The organism is Streptomyces sp. BBFR2 (assembly GCF_044497305.1).
Classification (GTDB): domain Bacteria; phylum Actinomycetota; class Actinomycetes; order Streptomycetales; family Streptomycetaceae; genus Streptomyces.
Window position 1 is genome coordinate 6169855 of sequence record NZ_CP172415.1, and the last position, 16744, is coordinate 6186598.

Genomic DNA, 16744 nt, shown 5'->3' on the forward strand with positions numbered 1-16744 from the left:
CCAAGATTATCAACTCCGCCGGTCACCGGAGGCGGGCCCGTGCGGGGGCCGGGCCGCCCGCGAGGCGGCCTCCGGACCGGCTCACAGCGGCAGGCAGACCCGGATCGTCTTGCCCCGGCCGTCCGGATCCGGGAGCACTCCGGCGGTGCCGCCCAGGCCGAGGGTGAGCTCCATGACGGTGGCCAGCCCGCCGTCGGCGCTGCCGACCGCCGAGCCGTACAGCGTCGGCTGGTAGGGGTGCCGGTCGTGGACCGCGAGGGCCAGGCGGTCCCGGCGCGCCGCGTAGACCACGGTGAGCTGGGCGGAGACCGGGGCCGCGTGCCGGACGCTGTTGGTGACCAGCTCGGCGAGGATCAGCAGCGCCGGGCCGACGGAGGGGTGGTGCGGGCCGATGTGCCACTCGGCGAGGACCTGCTCGGCGGTCTCCCGGGCCACCCGGACCGCTGCCGGGAGGGTGGGGAGGGTCAGCACATGCCGCTGCCGCAGCGATTCGAGCCCCCCGATCACTGCTTCCCCCGGTGGCCGCGCCACGATGCGAACGTCATCACCACAGCATCTAATCAATTGCCAACTTTCGCAATTCAGCAGATCGTGAGGGTGGTGTGACCTCATCGGTGTGGTCCGGCGGCGCGGCCGGACGGGCCGTCAGCGGGCCGCGGGCTGCGCCGGAACGGCGAGGGAGACCGGGAGCCGCGGGGGCGTCAGGGCGCCGGAGCCGCGCCGGGCGAGGCGGAGGACGGCGGCGGACACCCGGGCGACGGCGTCCGGGACCTGACGGAAGCTGGGGAAGTCGTTGATGTCGACGATCACCGGGCCGTCGGGGCCGTACAGCACATCGACGCCGTAGAGATCGAGGCCGAAGGCGGCGCCGGTCTCGGCGGTCATCCGGGCGACCTCGGCGGGGAGCGGTACGCACCGCTCGCGGACCGCGTGCCCGGGGTGGAGCGGCGAGCGGCGTTCGGTGGCGAAGAGTTCCCCGGCGACGCTGTAGACCTTCAGGTCGGTACCGGAGTTGGGGACGTAGGGCTGGGCGATCAGCAGCCCGGGGGAGGGCTCGTGGTCGGCGCCGGTCAGCTCGTCCGGGGTGCGGACCAGGCGGACGGCGCGGCCGGAGCTGCCGTCGGCGGGCTTGACGACGAGCGGGAACTCCGCCTCGGGTATCCGCGCGAACTCCTCGGCGCGGGCGGCCGCGTACGTCACGGGTACGGGCAGCCCGTGGGTGCGGGCGATGACCGCGGCGAGCGCCTTGTCGCGGACGCCGCGGATGGCCCGGACGTCGTTGACCGTCGTCAGGCCGGTGTGCGCGGCGGCCTCCAGCAAGGTGAGGCCGGGGCCGCCGGAGACGGTCTTGAGGACCCAGGCGTCGTGGTCGCCCGCGGTGACGGCGGAGGTCAGGGGCAGCAGGGCGCGGCCGGGCCGGATGATGTCCACCGTGTGGCCCCAGGCGCCGAGTTGGGCGATCACCTCCCGGGGCATCCCGTCGTGACGGTACTGCTCCTCCACCAGGAAGCAGAGCTTCATCGATCCCACCCCGATCGCCGCACGTCCACCGTCCGCCCGGCAGATCCTTGACCTTGACATGCGGATCTTACGCGGGCATTCGGGGCGGGGCCGCCGCGTTGCCGGAGGGGGTCACGGGCGGACGGACCGGCGCCCGGCCGGGGGAGCGGCGGGGCGCCGGCGCCGGGCCGGAGGGCGGTGCGGGCGCGGTGGTCCGGGGTGCCGCGCGGCCCTCCGGAGGCTCAGTCCTCGTAGTAGTTGTTGACGATCACGTCGGGCTCGTCGTCGTCGAACGCCTCGTTGAGGAGGGCGCCGCCGACCAGGCCGGCCGCACCGGCGCCGATGAGCGCGCCGGTACCGAACCGGCGGCCCTGCTGCGGCTGTTCGGGCTGCGCGGGCGCCGCCTGCGGGTACCCCGGCTGCGTGGGCTGCTGCGGGTAGCCGGGCTGGGGGTAGCCCTGCTGCGGTGCGGTGTAGTACGGCGGCGGGGTGGTCCGGACGCGCTGGGCGCATCCCGGGCACGAGGTGATCTGGCGCGGCACGCCCCACTGCGGCGACCACAGGACGGGCGTCGTGCCGGGGCCGTGCGCGGGGTCGAAGAAGCAGGTCATGTCGGTGGCTCCGATCGTTTCGGGGTGGGGCGCGGGGGCCGGGACGGTGTGTCCTGCCGGGAGGAAGGCGGCGGGCTCCGGGGGGAGCGGGGGCACGGGGGGTGCGGGCGGTGCCGCGGGCGGCTGCGGGGCGGCCGGTTCGGGGCGCAATACGTCGACGCCGTAGTCCTGGGCGATACCGGCGAGCCCGGAGGCGTACCCCTGGCCGATGGCGCGGAACTTCCAGTCCGCGCCGTGGCGGTACAGCTCACCGAAGACCATGGCGGTCTCGGCGCCGCCCGCGCCGCGCAGGTCGTAACGGGCGAGGTCGGCGCCGTCCGGGGTGGCGACCCGGATGTGGGCGGTGGTGACCTGCGCGAAGCTCTGGCCTCGGGTCTCGGCGTCGTAGAGCGAGACCGGGAAGACGATCTTGTTGATGGCGGCGGGCACGGCATCGAGGTCGATGTCGAGCCGCGCGTCGTCGCCGCTGCCGTCGGACGGGGCGCCGGGGGAGAGGACCACGGAGCCCTCGGGGCTGCGGAGGTTGTTGAAGAAGACGAAGTGCGCCTCGGACGGGACCTTTCCGGAGGCGTCGCAGAGCAGCGCGCTCGCGTCCAGGTCGCAGCCGGTGTCTGCGGTCCGCCAGCCCAGCCCCACCCGCACGGTGGTCAGGCCGGGGGCCTGTTTGCCGAGCGATACGTTGCCGCCCTTGGTCAGGGCCACCGTCATCTCTTCCTCCACAACTGCCGCACCTCACGGCGTTCTTCGGGCCCCGAGATCCTATGGTTCCCGGATTGCGCAATGCATGAAGTATGCCTGCTCGGTGCGGGTGCCACGGCGCCGACCGGCGCCTTTTCGGCCAGGCGGCGGGGTGGGTGACCGATACCGCCCGGCCGGGCGCCGGCGTCCGGCCCGGGTTGCCGGGGGTGGCCGTGAGATGGGCCTCGCGGGCGTCGTGGTCGTGCTCAGCGGCGCGCAGTTCCGGATCGACGGCCGGGTCATCGCCGGCTCCGACGACCTCGTGCGGGCGATCCCCCACACCTTCCCGCTGGCGGCGGCCTCGCCGGCGCTCATCGTGCTGACCGTCGCGGTCAACCTCATGGCCAACTTCGTCGCGCCCGTCCACGCGCTGGTCAACCTCTTCCCGCAGCGGCTCGACTTCCGCCGCGCGGCCGTCGTCAGCGCCGTCGCCGGCCTGGTGATCCTGCCGTGGAACCTCTACGACAGCCCGGTCGTCGTCGAGTTCTTCCTCGGCGGGCTCGGTGCGCTGCTCGGCCCGGTCTTCGGCATCGTGATGGCCGACTACTGGCTGATCCGCCGCACCCGCGTCCACGTCCCGCACCTCTACACCGAGGACCCCGGGGCGGGTTACGCCTACCGCTCGGGCGTCAACCCGCGCGCGGTGGCCGCGCTCCTCCCCGCCGCCGCCGTCGCCGTCGTGATCGCGCTCGTCCGGTACTTCTCGGCCCTCTCCGGCTTCTCGTGGTTTCTCGGCGCGGCGCTCGCCGGCGTCCTCTGCGTGGTGATGCCGGGCCGGGCGCGCCACCCCCACGAGGACGTGGACGGCGAGGAGATCGCCGTGCCCGGCGCGTGACGGTGCCCGGACCGCGGGCCGGTGCGTCCGGACGTACCGGCCCGCACGGGGCCCGGCCCGCGCCCGTCGCGGCGGCGGTCACCATCGCCGAATCCCTCGTCCGCCTCGGCCTGCGGACGTCCAAGGTCCGCACCTACGCCCCACCGCGCCCGAAGCGCTTCCGCGCCTGGCCCCCGGCCGCGGACGGGCGCGGCTGAGGCGTCCGGGGCGGCCCGGGGCGCCGTCCGCCCGGCCCGTCCGGCCTCTTCGGGTGCGGGCCTCGGCCGGACGGGCGAGCGCCTGGTGACGCCCCCGCGATAAGGAGAAAAACTGCAAATCGGGACATAAGGTCTCCGGTGTGCCGTGGCGATCACGGCGCCCGATCCCACCGCACCGCGAAGGGGACCTCATGCCCGTCCCGGAGCTGACCGTCACCGCCCTCGACCGGGCCGCCGCCCGCCTGGTGGACCCCGGTCCGTACGCCCCGCGGCCCGTACGGCCGGACGGCGGCGGGCCGGGGCCGTGCGGCGGGGCGGACCCTGTGCGTCCGCACGGCGTCGGCGCCCCGGACCCGGTACGCCCGGACCTCCGGGAGCGGGCCGCGTGGGAGGGGATCGCCGCGGGCTGGGGACGTACCGCGCCCGCCGATCCGGTGGCGCGGCGGCTGGTCCGCGCCACCGTCGGTGAGCTGGTCGAGGAGGCGCTGCGTGCGGTGCCCCGGCACGGGACCCGGCCGGATGTGGAGGTCCGGTTGCCCGGCCGGTTCGCCCGGGCGCTGCCGGACTGGGCGCACCGCCGCCGGCCCGGCCTGTCGTACCCGCCCAGCACCCAGCTCGCCGTCACCGCCGAGATCCTCCGGAGCTGGGGCTGGCAGCAGCGCCCCCACCGGCTGCGCGACCGCCGCGGGCGCCGGTGCGTCTGCGGGGCGCTCCTCGGCGCGGTGGCGCTCGGCATCGGCTCCGAGGACGCCGCCGCCCGCGCCGCCGCCCACATCCTCGGCGAACTCCGCCACCGCGGCTGGCAGGCGCTGATCGGCGACTGGAACGCGGTCCCCGGCCGCACCCGGGAACAGGCCGTCGAGCTGGTGACGGCGGCACGGGGGCGGGCCCTGGCCGCGGGGGAGTGAGGGACGGCCGACCGCCGGAGCGCCGACGGGGTCGAGCGGCCGGATGGAGCCGGAGAACGAGACCGGATGGAGCCGCAGAACGAGAACGGGGCGCCGGGGTCCGGACGGCGCCGGAGAACGGGGCGGCGGGGCCCGGGCCGCGCGGCCCGGACGCCGGAGAAACGGCCGGGGCCCCGCCGCCCGGCAGGCGGTCCGGGGCCCGGCGGTGGCGTCGGTCAGGCCGCTTCCCCGGCCTCCTCCTCCGGGACCGAGATGACCCAGTGGGTGTCCTGGCGCGGGCGCAGGTAGCACGCCCAGTACAGGGCCGCCGCCGCGACGATGCCCCCGGTGATCGCCAGACTCTCGGTGCTCTGCTGCCACAGCACCCACACCAGGACCAGGACGAGCAGCGCCGGGATCACCGGCCACAGCGGCATCCGCCAGGCCGCCCGGTGCTTGTGCGCGCCCCGGCGGGAGACCAGCGCGCCCAGCGCCACGAAGACGTACATCGCCGCGACGGCGACACCGGTGACCTCGCTCAGGGTGTCCAGGTTGACGAAGCACAGGGCCGCCCCCGGCACGCCCACGGCGAGCGTCGCCACCCACGGGGAGCCGAAGCGCCGCCCGAGGTGGGACAGGGCGCGGTTGACGCCGCCCGGCCAGGCCGCGTCGCGCGCCGAGGCGAACACCACCCGGGAGTTCTGGATCACCATCACGATCGCCGCGTTGATGATCGCCAGCGCGATGCAGAGGCTGACGAACGTCCCGACCGCCGAATTGCTCCAGGACTCCACCATGCCCGCGACATCACCGGAGGTCAGCGTCGCCAGATCCGGTGCGCCCAGCGTGATCGCGACGACCGGTACGAGGACGACCGCCGCACCGATGCCCAGCGTCCACAGGACCGTGCGGGAGACGTTGCGCCGCGGGTTCTCCATCTCCTCGGCGAGGTACACCGCCGTCGAGAAGCCCTGGAGGATGAAGAGCGCGGTGGCCAGGCCGGTCACCACCAGGCCCGCGGTCAGCGCGGTGGTGTGCCCGTCGGGCGCCGCGATCACGGGGTGGACCAGGACGGACGCGGAGCGGCTGGTGTGGCTGAAGCCGAGGAAGGCGACGACCGCGGCGGCCACCACCTCCAGGACGAGGAAGATCCCGGTGATCCAGGCGTTGGCCCGCAGATCGAGCAGGCCCATCGCGGTGGCCAGCAGCATCACGCCCGCGGCGGTCCACTGCGGATCGAGATGGGCCAGCGGCGCCAGGTAGTCGGCGGTGCCCAGCGCGATGATCGGCGGCACGATCATGACGACGATCAGCGACAGCACGAAGACCAGCCAGCCGGCCAGCCGCCCCATCAACGTGCCGACCATCGCGTACTCGCCGCCGGAACTGGGGATCAGCGTGCCCAGCTCGGAGTAGGTGAAGGCGACGCCGATACAGAGCACGGCGGCGATGGCGATGGTGAGCGCGGCGCCGGTGCCCAGCGTCGCGAAGGAGTCCGGCACGATCACGAAGAGTGAGGAGGCCGGTGTCAGACAGGAGAGGGTGAGCAGGGTGCCGCCCACCACGCCGATCGAGCGGTTGAGCTTCGGCGCTCCGCCGGTCGCGGCGTCCGTGCCCGCCCCGGCGGCGGGCGCCGGATGCGGATCCGCCGCGGGGGTCGCGGAGGCAACGGGTGTGGAGGGCGTAGTGGTCATCCGTGTCCCATCGTGCGAGCGGCCGAGGAGCGTGCCGAAGAGGTGGTGCCACGAAGCGGTGCGGCCCGGAAAGCGCGGAAGAGACGCGGCAGGGACGCGGTCGCCGTTTCGGTGACCGAATGAAACCCCCGTCCCGCAGGCGCGTCAAGGTTTCATAGGGAATTCACTGGACGACGAAATCCGTTGCGGGGAAGGGGCACGGGGGAGGTATTGGCGTCGCGTGGATGACCGTGGAACGGAATCGGTGGCCACATGGGGCGCGGGTCATGCGTCGGGCGGAGGCGGCCCGGTGACCGCGGAGCCGGGGCCGTGAACGGCCGGTACGGCTCCGGCGCGACGGGCCCCGGCCCCGCGGGAAGGCGCCCCGGCCGCGCCTGCCCCGACGCCTGTGGAATCCGTCGCCCGACTCCACCCGCCTCCGCGAAAGAGCGCCTGGGAACGCCGTTGACCTGCTGAAGGAAGCGGGACCGGCCGCCCCCGGCCGACGGCGCCGCCCCCTGCCCGGGAGGCCGCGCCCGCCTGCCGTCCGCGTCGCGGGACGGGGGTGTGCCGGTGCGGCGCGCGGCACGGATCCGCCTCCTCCCTCATGGCCGCTTTTCGGCCATCCCGGGTGCGGATGCCCGGCGCACCGGAGGTACCGTGGAGCGACGCGGCGCCCGCGGGCGCCGCACGGCGGTGGGGCCCGCCGTACCCAACCGCGGCAGTACGCCGCCAACGGTCCCTACTTGCGATGACGTGCGCCCGGCGACGGTGCGCCGCGAGTAGGAGAGGCAGATGGTGAAGGCACAGGAACCCGTGTGTGACGATCCGGTCGACCCCGGTACCGGCGTCCCCCCGCCCGCGCGGCGCCGCACCCCGCGCAGCGGTCAGGGCGCCGTCGTCGGTGCGGTCGCCCTCGGCGGTGCCCTCGGCGCCTGCGCCCGCTACGGCGCCACCCTGCTGTGGCCCACCCCGGACGGCGGCTTCCCCTGGACCACGCTGGTGGTCAACTCCGCCGGCTGCGCCGTCATCGGCGTCTTCATGGTGATCATCACCGAGGTATGGGCCGCCCACCGCCTGGTACGGCCGTTCTTCGGCACCGGCGTCCTCGGCGGCTTCACCACCTTCTCCACCTACGCCGTGGAGATCCAGCGACTGGTGGCCGACGGCCGGGCCCGCGCCGGGCTCGCCTACCTGGCGCTGACCCTGGTGGCGGCGCTGGTCTCCGTGACGCTCGCGGCGACGGTCACCCGCCGCCTCGTCGAGAGGAGGCAGAAGTGAGGATCACCGGTTCCGCGCTGCGGGCGACCGTCTACGTCGGGGAGCACGACACCTGGCACCACAAGCCGGTCTTCGTCGAGATCGTCCACCGCGCCCGCGCCGCCGGGCTCGCGGGTGCCTCCGTCTTCCACGGCATCGAGGGCTTCGGCTCCTCGTCCGTCATCCACACCAGCCGTCTGCTGTCGCTCAGCGAGGACCTGCCCGTCGCCGTCGTCCTCATCGACACCGAGGAACGCATCCGCGGCTTCCTGCCCCAACTCGACGAGGTGATGGGCGACGGCCTGGTCACCCTGGACGTCTGCGAGACGCTGCGGTACACGCGGAGCGAGGTGCGCCGGTGAACTGGCTGCTCGTCGTCGTCGGCGCCGCGGTCGGCGCCCCGCTGCGCTACCTCACCGACCGCGCCGTCCAGTCCCGGCACGACTCGGTGTTCCCCTGGGGCACCTTCACCGTCAACATCTCGGCGTGCGTGATCCTCGGGCTGGTCACCGGCGCGGCGTCGGCCGGCGCGGCCTCGTCCCAGGTGCGGCTGGCACTGGGCACCGGGCTCTGCGGGGCGCTGTCGACGTACTCGACGTTCTCGTACGAGACGCTGCGGCTGGCCGAGGACGGTGCGCGGTTCCTCGCGCTGGCCAATGTCGTCGCGCAGCTCGTCGCGGGACTCGGCGCGGCCTTCCTGGGCGTGACGCTCGCCGGGGCGCTCTGGGGCACCTGACCGCACCCGGCCCGACCGCACCGCGCCCGACCGCACCGCGTCCGGGGCGCCGCACCCGGCGTACCGGGTGCGGCGCGCGGGTCACAGGTGCGAGGCGATGGCCGGGATCAGGTCCTGGAAGGTGCGGCCGTGGGCGGGGGAGCCGAGGGCGGCCATCTGCCAGCCCTGGTCCGAGCGGTACACCTTGGCCATGATCTGCGCGGTGTGCTCACCGCCGCCGTCGAGGGTGTAGCGCGCCAGCTCCTGACCGGTGGTCTCGTCGACCAGGCGGCAGAAGGCGTTCCGCACCTCCTGGAACGTCTGCCCGGTGAAGGAGTTGACGGTGAAGACGATCTGGTCGACGTTGGCCGGCACCTGCCCCAGGTCCACCAGGATCGACTCGTCGTCACCGCCCTGCCCGGCGCCGCCCACGCGGTTGTCACCGGTGTGCCGCACCGAACCGTCGTCGCTGATCAGATGCTGGAAGAAGACGACGTCGACGGGCTGCTGACCGGCGAAGAGGACCGCCGAGGCGTCCAGGTCGATCTCCTTGGCGGTGAGCTTGGCCCAGAACCCCTTGCGGCCCGCGGCCTGCCAGCCCAGGCCCATGCGCACGAGGGTGAGCGCGCCGCCGTCGGACTTGCTCAGGCTGATCTTCTGGCCCTTGCTCAGGTTTACGGACATCTGATGTTCCTCTGTCGTGGCGGTGGGCCGGGCGGTGCCCACCGGACGACGGGCGTGCCGCGGGCGCGCCGGCCCGGCTGCGGAAACCCAGAATCTACAGCACTGTAGAGAAAGCGGGGACGGTGCGCACGGGCCCGGCGACGGAGCGGCGCGCGGGGCCCGCCCGTTCCCGGACGGACCCCGCGCGCCGCCGCCGTCACCTCTGGCTGTTCGACGGGCCGAAGAACTCGACCGCGGCGATCGCCACCTGCTTGTCCGGACCGGTCCCGTACGCCGTGTCCACGGTGAGCCGCACCTTGATCACGTTCCCGTACCGGAACGCCTGGTGCTGGAAACCGCTGCCCTGGTCGAGGTTGATGACCCGGGTCTCGGTGTGGCCGTTGTCCATGGTGATCAGCGCCGTGATCTTGTGCGGCTGCGCCGACTTGGTGAGCGCCTCGGCGTGGCCGGACTCACCGGGCGTGATGCCGATGTCCAGCAGCCGCACCGGGTCGGAGAACTTCGCCTCCAGCCAGTTCCCGGTCCCCGGCGAGACCCCGGGGCCCCACCAGGTGTTGCTGAACGGGTCGAACGCCTGGTCCGGGCCGTGCTTGGCGAACGAACGGGACGCGGTGGAGGTCGCCGGGTTCACCAGCGCCCGCTTGGCGAAGTGGTCCTTGACCGCCTGGACGCCCTCGTCGACGTGGAACAGCCCGAACACGACGAGGCCGGCCGCCGCGGCCATGACCAGCCACCGCAGGATGCGCCCGAGCTGCCAGCGCAGCCGCGGCCGGTCCCCGGCCCACGGCTGCTCACGGTTGCGGCGGTCGAACAGCCGCCGCCACCACGGCAGCCGCACCGGGCCCTCCGGGGACGACGCCATCCGCATCGCACAGCGGCAGCAGAAGTGCCGGTCCGGCCGGTTGGGCGTACCGCACCAGGGACAGGCCACCCCGTCCACGGTCTGGTACTCACCCGGTGCCCGGACCTGCGGCCGCTGCGCGACCGGCTGCCCCGGCAACACCGGCGCCACGGACGACCGCTCCTGCTCACCCTGCGGATCGTCGACCGGCACGAGCAACGCGCGGGCACGCGCCCGCTCGTCCTCGGACGCATCACCGGTACCGGAGGCGGAACCGGACTCGGACCCCGTGGTGCCGCCGGTCCCGGAGGAACCCGCTGTACCGCCGGTCCCTGCCGTGCCGCCGGTGCCGCCGGTGCCGGCGGAACCCGCCGTACCACCGGTGCCGGAGGACCCGGCGCTCCCGGCCGTCCGCTCGCGTCCGGAACCGGAGGTGCCGGACGAACGGTCGGGTGCGGCCGGGCCGCCCGGGGCGGGCGGCAGGTCCGCGGTGTCCTCTTCCGGGCCGCTCGGCGCCCGGCCCGCGGCGGTGGACGGTGCCGGGCGGGCGCCGCCGGGCGTCCAGCGCAGGACGGCGCCGCAGGTGTCGCAGAACGGCTGTCCCGCCTCGTGCGGCGTACCGCACTGTTCGCAGGCCGAGGGGCGCGCGTCCTGGCCGGAGGCTCCGGAGGACGGGCTGTTGCTCATGTCGGTGAGGTCCTTTCCGCCGTCAGCACCTCGACGGTGTACGGCATGTGGGCGGGGCGGGCGGCCGCCACGAGGGCGTCCAGCCGGTGGGTGTCCGCGGCGGTCGGCGCGGGCAGCCGGAGCGTGACGTGCAACCGGGGGCGGCGCTCGCCCGGGGCCGGGCCGCGCGGGCGGGCGCTCCACGCCGCCGCGCCGCTCTCGGAGATCTCCGGTACGACGCCGAACGCCAGCCGCACCGTCTCCGCCAGCCCGCGGCGGGTACCGCGTATCCGGTGCAGATGGGCCGCCGCGGCCACCGCGGCCCGCAGCAACGCCTCCCCGGCGGCGTCACTCTCGTCGATGCCGTCGGTGTCGGCCCCCACCCACCAGCCCAGCCAGCGGGTGAAGTCGGCCGGCGCCAGCGAGGGCCGGAAGTAGGTGTCCAGGCAGTCCAGGACGTTGACGATCGGGGCCACCACCTCGTCCAGACCCGCGACGAAGTGCTGTGCCAGCACGTCCTCCGCGAAGACCGCCGGCAGCATCGGGCCCAGCGGCAGCGACGACTCAAGGCCGTCGACCGAGCCCCTCACGACGCGTCCCCGATGACCCGGACCCGGTGGTCGAAGGAGAACACCAGCGACGAGGGGTCGAGATCGATACGGTCCGACTGGTCGCCGCGCCGGCCGGTCAGCGGGTCGGCGGGGTGCAGCAGCACCTCGTCCACCAGCTCCACGCCCGGCACCCGCTGGAGCACCGCGAACACCTCACCGGCCTGCACCGGACGCCCGAACGGCCAGCCGGTGCCGTCCGCGCCGCCGGTCAGCGGATCGAGGTGGCGGTAGAGCGCGTCGTGCGCCTCCCGCCGCACCCGGTCCACGTCCACACCCCGGAACGCGTGCAGCGTCGAGACGACCGTGACGCCCTGGTAGAAGGGCGGGCCCACCGCGAGCCGGGTGCCGATCAGCCGCCGGTCGTCCAGATACCGCGTCACCCGCTCCAGCAGCGAGTCCGCGGGCACCAGTTGCTCGAACCGCAGCCGCCCGCCCGGGTCCGGCACCGCCTGCGGCACCACCAGCACCCGCACCGCGTACGCCCCGTGCTCCTGCTCGTCCCCCGCCAGGCAGGTGATCCGGGCCGTCTCCGGCGCCGCCCGCCGGGCCAGCTCCTCGTAGTCCCGCAGCGTCACCGCGCGGTCCTGCGCCCGCAGGGTGATCGGCGCGCGGGCCCGCGCCTCCTCGACGGTCTCGCCGTCCACCCCGCCGTGCGCCGCCTCCCGGTTGATCACCTCGGCGACGTACGGGACGGAGTCCCGCAGCGCGCGCACCGCGCCCCGGGCGACGTTGCCGGTGCGGCCACCGCCGGTGCGGTAGCGGCGGGCCCGGATCACGGCGCTCTTGGGCGGCACCATGCCGTAGTGGCGCAGCGTCCCGTCGGGCTGGCGCACCGACGGGCCGAACGCGATCTCCCCGGTGGTGGCGTCCAGCGTCACATGCCGGTCGCCGGGGCCGGACGCCGCGAAGTGCGGTACCACCTCCCAGTCCGCCCAGCCGTCGTACTCGGCGACCTGGAGGTGGAGCGGCGGGGTGTCGCCGACGACGGGCGTGTGGGCCAGCCGCAGCCGCTGTCCGGGCAGTCCGGTGGACTCACCGAGCGTCTCGTCGCGCACCGTCTCGGCGTGCACCGCCGGGACGGTGCCGCCGATCGTGAACGCCTCCGCCGACCGCACGGTGGGGGAGAGGGTGTAGAAGGGCTGGCCGGACGCCGGTTCGGTGACGCGGCAGCGTATCCAGCCCGCCTCGTGCCGCCCCGAACGCGACAGCACATGGCCGCCGGGTACGTGCAGCACCACGTCACCGGGGCGGTTGAGACCACCGGTGGTGTCCTGGTCGACCTCGCACGCCGCCCAGCCGTCGGCGGTCCACGCCTCCCACACCAGCGGCGGCTGCCGCGGGTCGACACCGACACCGTCGACCCTGCTGTCGAGGCGCAGCGCCACCGCGCAGTGCGGCACCGCGGCGCTCAGCCCGAGCAGCATGCAGTCGCCCGGACGCGGCGCCTCGGTGAAGCAGAACAGGTCCTGGCCCTCTTCGAGGTCGTCGGTCCGGTCGGTGACCGGCTGCCCCTCGTTCTGCACCGCGAGGTGGGCGAGCGAGGACGGCACCACCGTCAGCTCCCGCTCGGTCGCGAAGGTCACCGCGTCCTCGCTGTCCGCCCGCACCGTCGCGCTCTCCGTGCCCAGCGGCACGATCACCGGCTCGTCCTGCGCCGCGGACAGCCAGAACGTCAGGTCCGTCCGCGCCGCCGACGGCGGGAAGAGCGTGATGCCGACGAGGTCGAGGAAGGCGAGGTGGTTCTTCTCCGGGACGCGGTTGAGCCGGTAGACGATCTGGTCGGCCATGTGCGCGACGGTCTCCACCAGCGTCACACCGGGGTCGGACACGTTGTGGTCGGTCCACTCCGGGGCGCGCTGCTGGATGTAGCGCTTGGCGTCGTCGACGAACTGCTGGAAGCGCCGGTCGTCGAGGTTGGGGGAAGGCAGGGCCATCAGCGGTCGCTTTCGGAGGACGGGCCGCCGGAGCCGGGGCCGGAGGCGGAGTCGGACTCGGGGCCGTCGTGGGTGGGGATGACGTAGAAGGGGAAGACGAGGTTGCGGGGGTTGTTGGTGCCACGGATCGTGTAGCGCACGTCGATGAAGAGGACGCCCGGCTCGTCACCGGCGGAGACCTCCACGTCGTGCACCTCGATCCGCGGCTCCCACCGGTCGAGGCTGGTGTGCACCTCGTGCTGGATACGGCCGGCGGTCGCCTCGTTGATCGGCGCGAAGACCATGTCGTGGATGGCGCAGCCGAACTCCGGCCGCATCGGCCGTTCACCGGGCGCCGTCGCCAGCACCAGATGGATGGCCTCCTCCACCTCCCGCTCCCCGGTGACCAGGGCGATCCCCCCGGTGGGACTGATCCGCAGCGGGAACGACCAGCCGGATCCGACGAATTGTTCAGGCATCAGATCACCGGTACCCCGTCGACGGTCACGTAGCCCGCGAGCATGACCTGGGCCGCCCCGATCGTCATGTTGCCGGTCGCGACGATCTGCATGAGCGCGCCGGCCATCAGGTTCACGTCGGCGCCGCCGGCCATGTGCAGCATCCCTCCGGCGTCGATCGTGCCCATCCCGCCCGCGTGCAGGTTGAACATGCCGCCGCCCTGGAGTGCCAGGTCGGCGCCGCCCTTGACGGACATCGCGCCGCCCGCCGTGAGGCTCATCGCCCCGCCGGCGAACAGGTTCATCGCCCCGCCCGCCCGCAGGGACAGACTGCCCTTGGACTCCACGGACACCGTCGTGTTGCCCGTGATGCTGACGCTGCCCTTGCTGTCGACCGTGATCCGTGTCTTGGTGCGGTCGAGTTCGACGGTCAGCCGGTCATCCCCGGTCCGCAGCCGTACCCCGCGTTTGCGCAGCCCGGTCTTCTGGCTGAGCAGATCGACGCGGTTGTTCTCCCGGTCGGCGACGGTGTGCCGGCTCGCCTTCCCGCTGAGCCGGTCGTGCAGCGGCACATCGCCCCTGGCCGGCTCGTCCTTGCCGTTGTACAGCCCGCCGATGACGTACGGGTGGTCCAGCGCCCCCCGGTCGAACGCCACCAGCACCTCGTCCTTGACGTCCAGCGGCACGATGCTGCCGCCCTTCACACCGCCCCACTGCACGGTGCGCGTCCAGTCGCTGACGTACTTGTCGTCCAGCCACGGGAACCGCAGCTTGACCCGGCCCTGCTTCTTCGGGTCCTTCACGTCCGTGACGACCGCGTTGGCGACGGACGGCAGCCGGGAGGAGACGGTGCCGCCGCCGGACGCCACGCCGTACAGCGACCGCCACTGGCGCCCGCTGACGGTCACCCACGTCTCGTAGTGCCGCCCGGAGGCGAAGACGTGCCGCACGCCCGTCGCCGTGTACTTGCCCTCGAAGGGCTCGCCGACGTCGGTGAGGGTCACCGGGGTGTCCGGCCGCAGCTTCGGCGCGCCGCGCACGGTGACCTCCAGCTCCGCGAAGGACGCCGTGACGTCGTCGGCCAGCGCGTCCGCCGCCCGCTTGACCTGCGCCTGCTGGTCGTAGGGCGTACTGGTCTCGACGAGCGGGGAGGTCGGGAACGCCGAGGCGGCCTTGCCCGGGGTGGTGCCGATGGCGAAGCCGGGGTTGTCCTTCGCGTTCGTCCGCTCCCGCAGCGCCTTCTTGCCCTGCACGTCCCAGCCGCGCGCCTCCGTCCGCGGCACCTGGTCGGCGGCGGCGACGGCAGAGCGGCACCGCAGGATGTCGACGCCCGCCTGGAGGACGTACGGGCTCTTGTCGCCCGGTGTGCTCTCCGGCGGGGCGCCCGACGCCCGGTCAGGGGTGACGAACTGGAAGCGCCCCTTCGGGTCGAGGAACATCACCTTCTCGTTCTCGTCCGCGAGGCGGGAGAGGAAGTCCCAGTCGGAGACGTTGTCCTGGGTGAGGAAGTCGTACGTCCCCTTCGTGGACTCGATCTTGCCGATGGTGATGCCGCTCTTGGTGACGAGCTTGCGGGCGATGGCCGCCGCCGTCATCCGGGTGTAGCCCGCGACGCGGTGCTGGCGCAGCATCCGGTGGCCGAGGTCGTAGCCGCGCACGAGGGTGAACGTACCGGTGCCGTCGTACTCCGTCTCCAGGGCGGTCACCTCGCCGGTGAGCAGCGGGTCCTGGGCGCCCTTGCCGTCGGCGACGGGCGCCAGGACGACCTTGGTGCCGATCTTGATGCCGGCCGCCCCGAGCAGTTTGCGGTACGGGTCGCGGAAGGTGAGCTGGAAGGCGCCGGGCACCCCGGAGCCGAGGTCCACCCAGGCGTCCGAGAGGTACGGCAGCAGTTTCTTCGGCAGCGGGGAGCCGCCGATCTTGACGTGGATGACGCTGGAGTAGGCGAGTTTCGTCATGCGCCGGTCACCTCCTCGACGGCGGGCAGCATCAGTTCCACGCCGGGCGACAGCCGCGACGGGTCGTCGATGCCGTTGGCCGTGGCGATGGCCCGCCAGGCACCGGCGTTGCCGTACTCCCGCCACGCCAGCGACTGCAGCGAGTCACCGGCCACCAGCCGGTGCACCCGCCGGGCGGTGAGCGCACCCGAGGTGGGGTTCTGCCCCGCCGTCTCCGTGGGGATCTCGCTCAACTGCACCTGGCAGGTGGCCCGGATGGGCAGCCCGGTGGTGCCGAACAGCGTGTACGAGACGTTGACGGAGGAGACGTACGCGGTGAAACGCGCGGTGGAGAACCCGCCCCACTGGAAGATCACCCACGGCGTCGACGGCTGCTTCGCGGCGATGCTCGCCTTCGTCACCTCACAGCAGAAGAGCAGCGAATCGGCCTTCTTCAGCACCTCGTTGCTGTCCGGCTTGTCCGAACAGTCCAGGAAGATGTCCAGGTTCAGGTCCCGGGGGTAGGAGCCGATGAACTCCGGGAGCGCGCCGTCGCGCACGGCGGGCGCGGGCGTCGTCTTCCAGTCGGTGCGCTGACTGAGCGCCAGTTGCGAGGGGTTGAAGTCGAAGTTGAACGTCTTGATCAGCGCGCCGGGTGCCCGGCTCTCGCCGACCGGCGGTTCATGGATCGCGAGGGAGGCGCGGACCAGGCTCTTGCCCGCGCCCTTGCCGCCGGACCGCGGTGCCATCACGCACCTCCCGCATCGGTGAAGCCGTGGTGGGTGATCTCCAGGACCTCGGTGGCCACGCTCGGGCTCGCCGGGTCCAGGGACGGGCCCTGCCAGCGGACCGGCAGCACGTCGATGAGGCCCCAGCGGGCGACGACCGAACCGTCCGCCCGCAACGCCGCGATCTGTGCCGTGGGCCGCCGCACCCCGGTGGTCACCGACGAGATCCACGCGGCGACCTTCGAGGTGTCCGGGGTCAGCGGGCGGGTCAGCCGGATGCTGGAGAACGTGACACGCGACGGCAGTTGCCAGACGAAGCCGTTGTTGCCGCCCTCCTGGTGGTGTTCGATCTCCACCTCGGAGGCGAGCCCTTCACAGCCGTTGAAGTACCCCAGACTCTCGCCGTCGATGGTCAGGGTGAAGAAGATGGTGGATCCCGGATCGAGATCGCTGGGCATCGAGGCGGCCTTTCTGGTACGGACGTGAGGGC

At 73.6% G+C, this 16744-nt stretch carries 17 protein-coding genes and 1 pseudogene; 6 read left to right on the forward strand and 12 right to left on the reverse strand.

Annotated features, from left to right (window positions below):
- Nucleotides 1-81: 81 nt before the first annotated feature.
- The 3 genes from ACGH2B_RS25350 to ACGH2B_RS25360 form a co-directional block, all read right to left on the reverse strand.
- Nucleotides 82-531 carry an ATP-binding protein gene (locus ACGH2B_RS25350; protein WP_399094306.1) on the reverse strand — a complete coding sequence of 150 codons (450 nt, stop codon included), beginning with the start codon at nt 529-531 and terminating at the stop codon, nt 82-84.
- A 114-nt stretch (nt 532-645) separates the two neighbouring features.
- On the reverse strand, nt 646-1521 hold the full coding sequence (locus ACGH2B_RS25355; protein WP_399094310.1) for a RimK family alpha-L-glutamate ligase: 876 nt from the start codon (nt 1519-1521) through the stop codon (nt 646-648).
- A gap of 221 nt (nt 1522-1742) precedes the next feature.
- Nucleotides 1743-2819, reverse strand: coding sequence for a TerD family protein (locus tag ACGH2B_RS25360; protein WP_399094313.1), 1077 nt, complete (start codon nt 2817-2819; stop codon nt 1743-1745).
- 208 nt (nt 2820-3027) lie between these two features.
- Here ACGH2B_RS25360 and ACGH2B_RS25365 point away from each other — a divergent pair, with 208 nt between their 5' ends.
- The 3 genes and pseudogenes from ACGH2B_RS25365 to ACGH2B_RS25375 all read left to right on the forward strand — a co-directional run bounded on the left by ACGH2B_RS25365 (nt 3028) and on the right by ACGH2B_RS25375 (nt 4789).
- The gene (locus ACGH2B_RS25365) at nt 3028-3684 is read left to right on the forward strand and encodes a cytosine permease (RefSeq protein WP_399094316.1); all 657 of its coding nucleotides are present in this window, start codon (nt 3028-3030) and stop codon (nt 3682-3684) included.
- 65 nt (nt 3685-3749) lie between these two features.
- Nucleotides 3750-3881 (forward strand): annotated as a pseudogene (locus ACGH2B_RS25370) (Asp/Glu/hydantoin racemase); the annotation flags it as partial.
- Between the two features lie 191 nt (nt 3882-4072).
- Nucleotides 4073-4789, forward strand: coding sequence for a hypothetical protein (locus ACGH2B_RS25375; protein WP_399094319.1), 717 nt, complete (start codon nt 4073-4075; stop codon nt 4787-4789).
- A 215-nt stretch (nt 4790-5004) separates the two neighbouring features.
- Here the strand turns inward: ACGH2B_RS25375 and ACGH2B_RS25380 are convergent, their stop codons facing one another.
- Entirely contained in the window at nt 5005-6462 is a 1458-nt protein-coding gene (locus ACGH2B_RS25380) for an APC family permease (protein WP_399094322.1), read from the reverse strand.
- A gap of 774 nt (nt 6463-7236) precedes the next feature.
- On the opposite strand from ACGH2B_RS25380, the gene crcB (ACGH2B_RS25385) reads away from it, so the two are divergent.
- Genes crcB (ACGH2B_RS25385) through crcB (ACGH2B_RS25395) form a run of 3 tightly spaced genes read left to right on the forward strand, consistent with a single transcriptional unit; the run spans nt 7237 to nt 8437 of the window.
- Nucleotides 7237-7722, forward strand: a complete 486-nt coding sequence (gene crcB / locus ACGH2B_RS25385; RefSeq protein WP_399094325.1) for a fluoride efflux transporter CrcB — start codon at nt 7237-7239, stop codon at nt 7720-7722.
- Nucleotides 7719-8063, forward strand: coding sequence for a DUF190 domain-containing protein (locus ACGH2B_RS25390; protein ID WP_399094328.1), 345 nt, complete (start codon nt 7719-7721; stop codon nt 8061-8063). The genes crcB (ACGH2B_RS25385) and ACGH2B_RS25390 overlap by 4 nt, the downstream gene beginning before the upstream one ends.
- A complete protein-coding gene (gene crcB / locus ACGH2B_RS25395) occupies nt 8060-8437 on the forward strand; it encodes a fluoride efflux transporter CrcB (RefSeq protein WP_399094331.1) in 378 nt (125 codons plus the stop codon). The genes ACGH2B_RS25390 and crcB (ACGH2B_RS25395) overlap by 4 nt, the downstream gene beginning before the upstream one ends.
- Nucleotides 8438-8518: 81 nt before the next feature.
- Here crcB (ACGH2B_RS25395) and ACGH2B_RS25400 read toward each other — a convergent pair whose 3' ends face one another.
- The 8 genes from ACGH2B_RS25400 to ACGH2B_RS25435 form a co-directional block, all read right to left on the reverse strand.
- Complete coding sequence (locus ACGH2B_RS25400; protein WP_399094334.1) at nt 8519-9100, reverse strand: TerD family protein; 582 nt, start codon at nt 9098-9100, stop codon at nt 8519-8521.
- Between the two features lie 196 nt (nt 9101-9296).
- Nucleotides 9297-10628 (reverse strand): NADase-type glycan-binding domain-containing protein, encoded by a 1332-nt coding sequence (locus ACGH2B_RS25405; protein WP_399094337.1) that lies wholly within the window; start codon nt 10626-10628, stop codon nt 9297-9299.
- Nucleotides 10625-11197, reverse strand: a complete 573-nt coding sequence (locus ACGH2B_RS25410) for a phage tail protein (RefSeq protein WP_399094340.1) — start codon at nt 11195-11197, stop codon at nt 10625-10627. Before ACGH2B_RS25410 ends, ACGH2B_RS25405 begins: the two co-directional genes overlap by 4 nt.
- The gene (locus tag ACGH2B_RS25415) at nt 11194-13152 is read right to left on the reverse strand and encodes a putative baseplate assembly protein (protein WP_399094343.1); all 1959 of its coding nucleotides are present in this window, start codon (nt 13150-13152) and stop codon (nt 11194-11196) included. Before ACGH2B_RS25415 ends, ACGH2B_RS25410 begins: the two co-directional genes overlap by 4 nt.
- Nucleotides 13152-13610 (reverse strand): GPW/gp25 family protein, encoded by a 459-nt coding sequence (locus tag ACGH2B_RS25420; RefSeq protein ID WP_399094346.1) that lies wholly within the window; start codon nt 13608-13610, stop codon nt 13152-13154. Before ACGH2B_RS25420 ends, ACGH2B_RS25415 begins: the two co-directional genes overlap by 1 nt.
- Nucleotides 13610-15547: a VgrG-related protein gene (locus tag ACGH2B_RS25425; RefSeq protein ID WP_399094349.1), complete on the reverse strand. Its 1938-nt coding sequence runs from the start codon at nt 15545-15547 to the stop codon at nt 13610-13612. Before ACGH2B_RS25425 ends, ACGH2B_RS25420 begins: the two co-directional genes overlap by 1 nt.
- Nucleotides 15544-16275, reverse strand: a complete 732-nt coding sequence (locus ACGH2B_RS25430) for a peptidase M23 (protein ID WP_399094352.1) — start codon at nt 16273-16275, stop codon at nt 15544-15546. The genes ACGH2B_RS25425 and ACGH2B_RS25430 overlap by 4 nt, the downstream gene beginning before the upstream one ends.
- Nucleotides 16275-16712: a phage tail protein gene (locus ACGH2B_RS25435; protein ID WP_399094354.1), complete on the reverse strand. Its 438-nt coding sequence runs from the start codon at nt 16710-16712 to the stop codon at nt 16275-16277. The genes ACGH2B_RS25430 and ACGH2B_RS25435 overlap by 1 nt, the downstream gene beginning before the upstream one ends.
- Between the last annotated feature and the right edge of the window lie 32 nt (nt 16713-16744).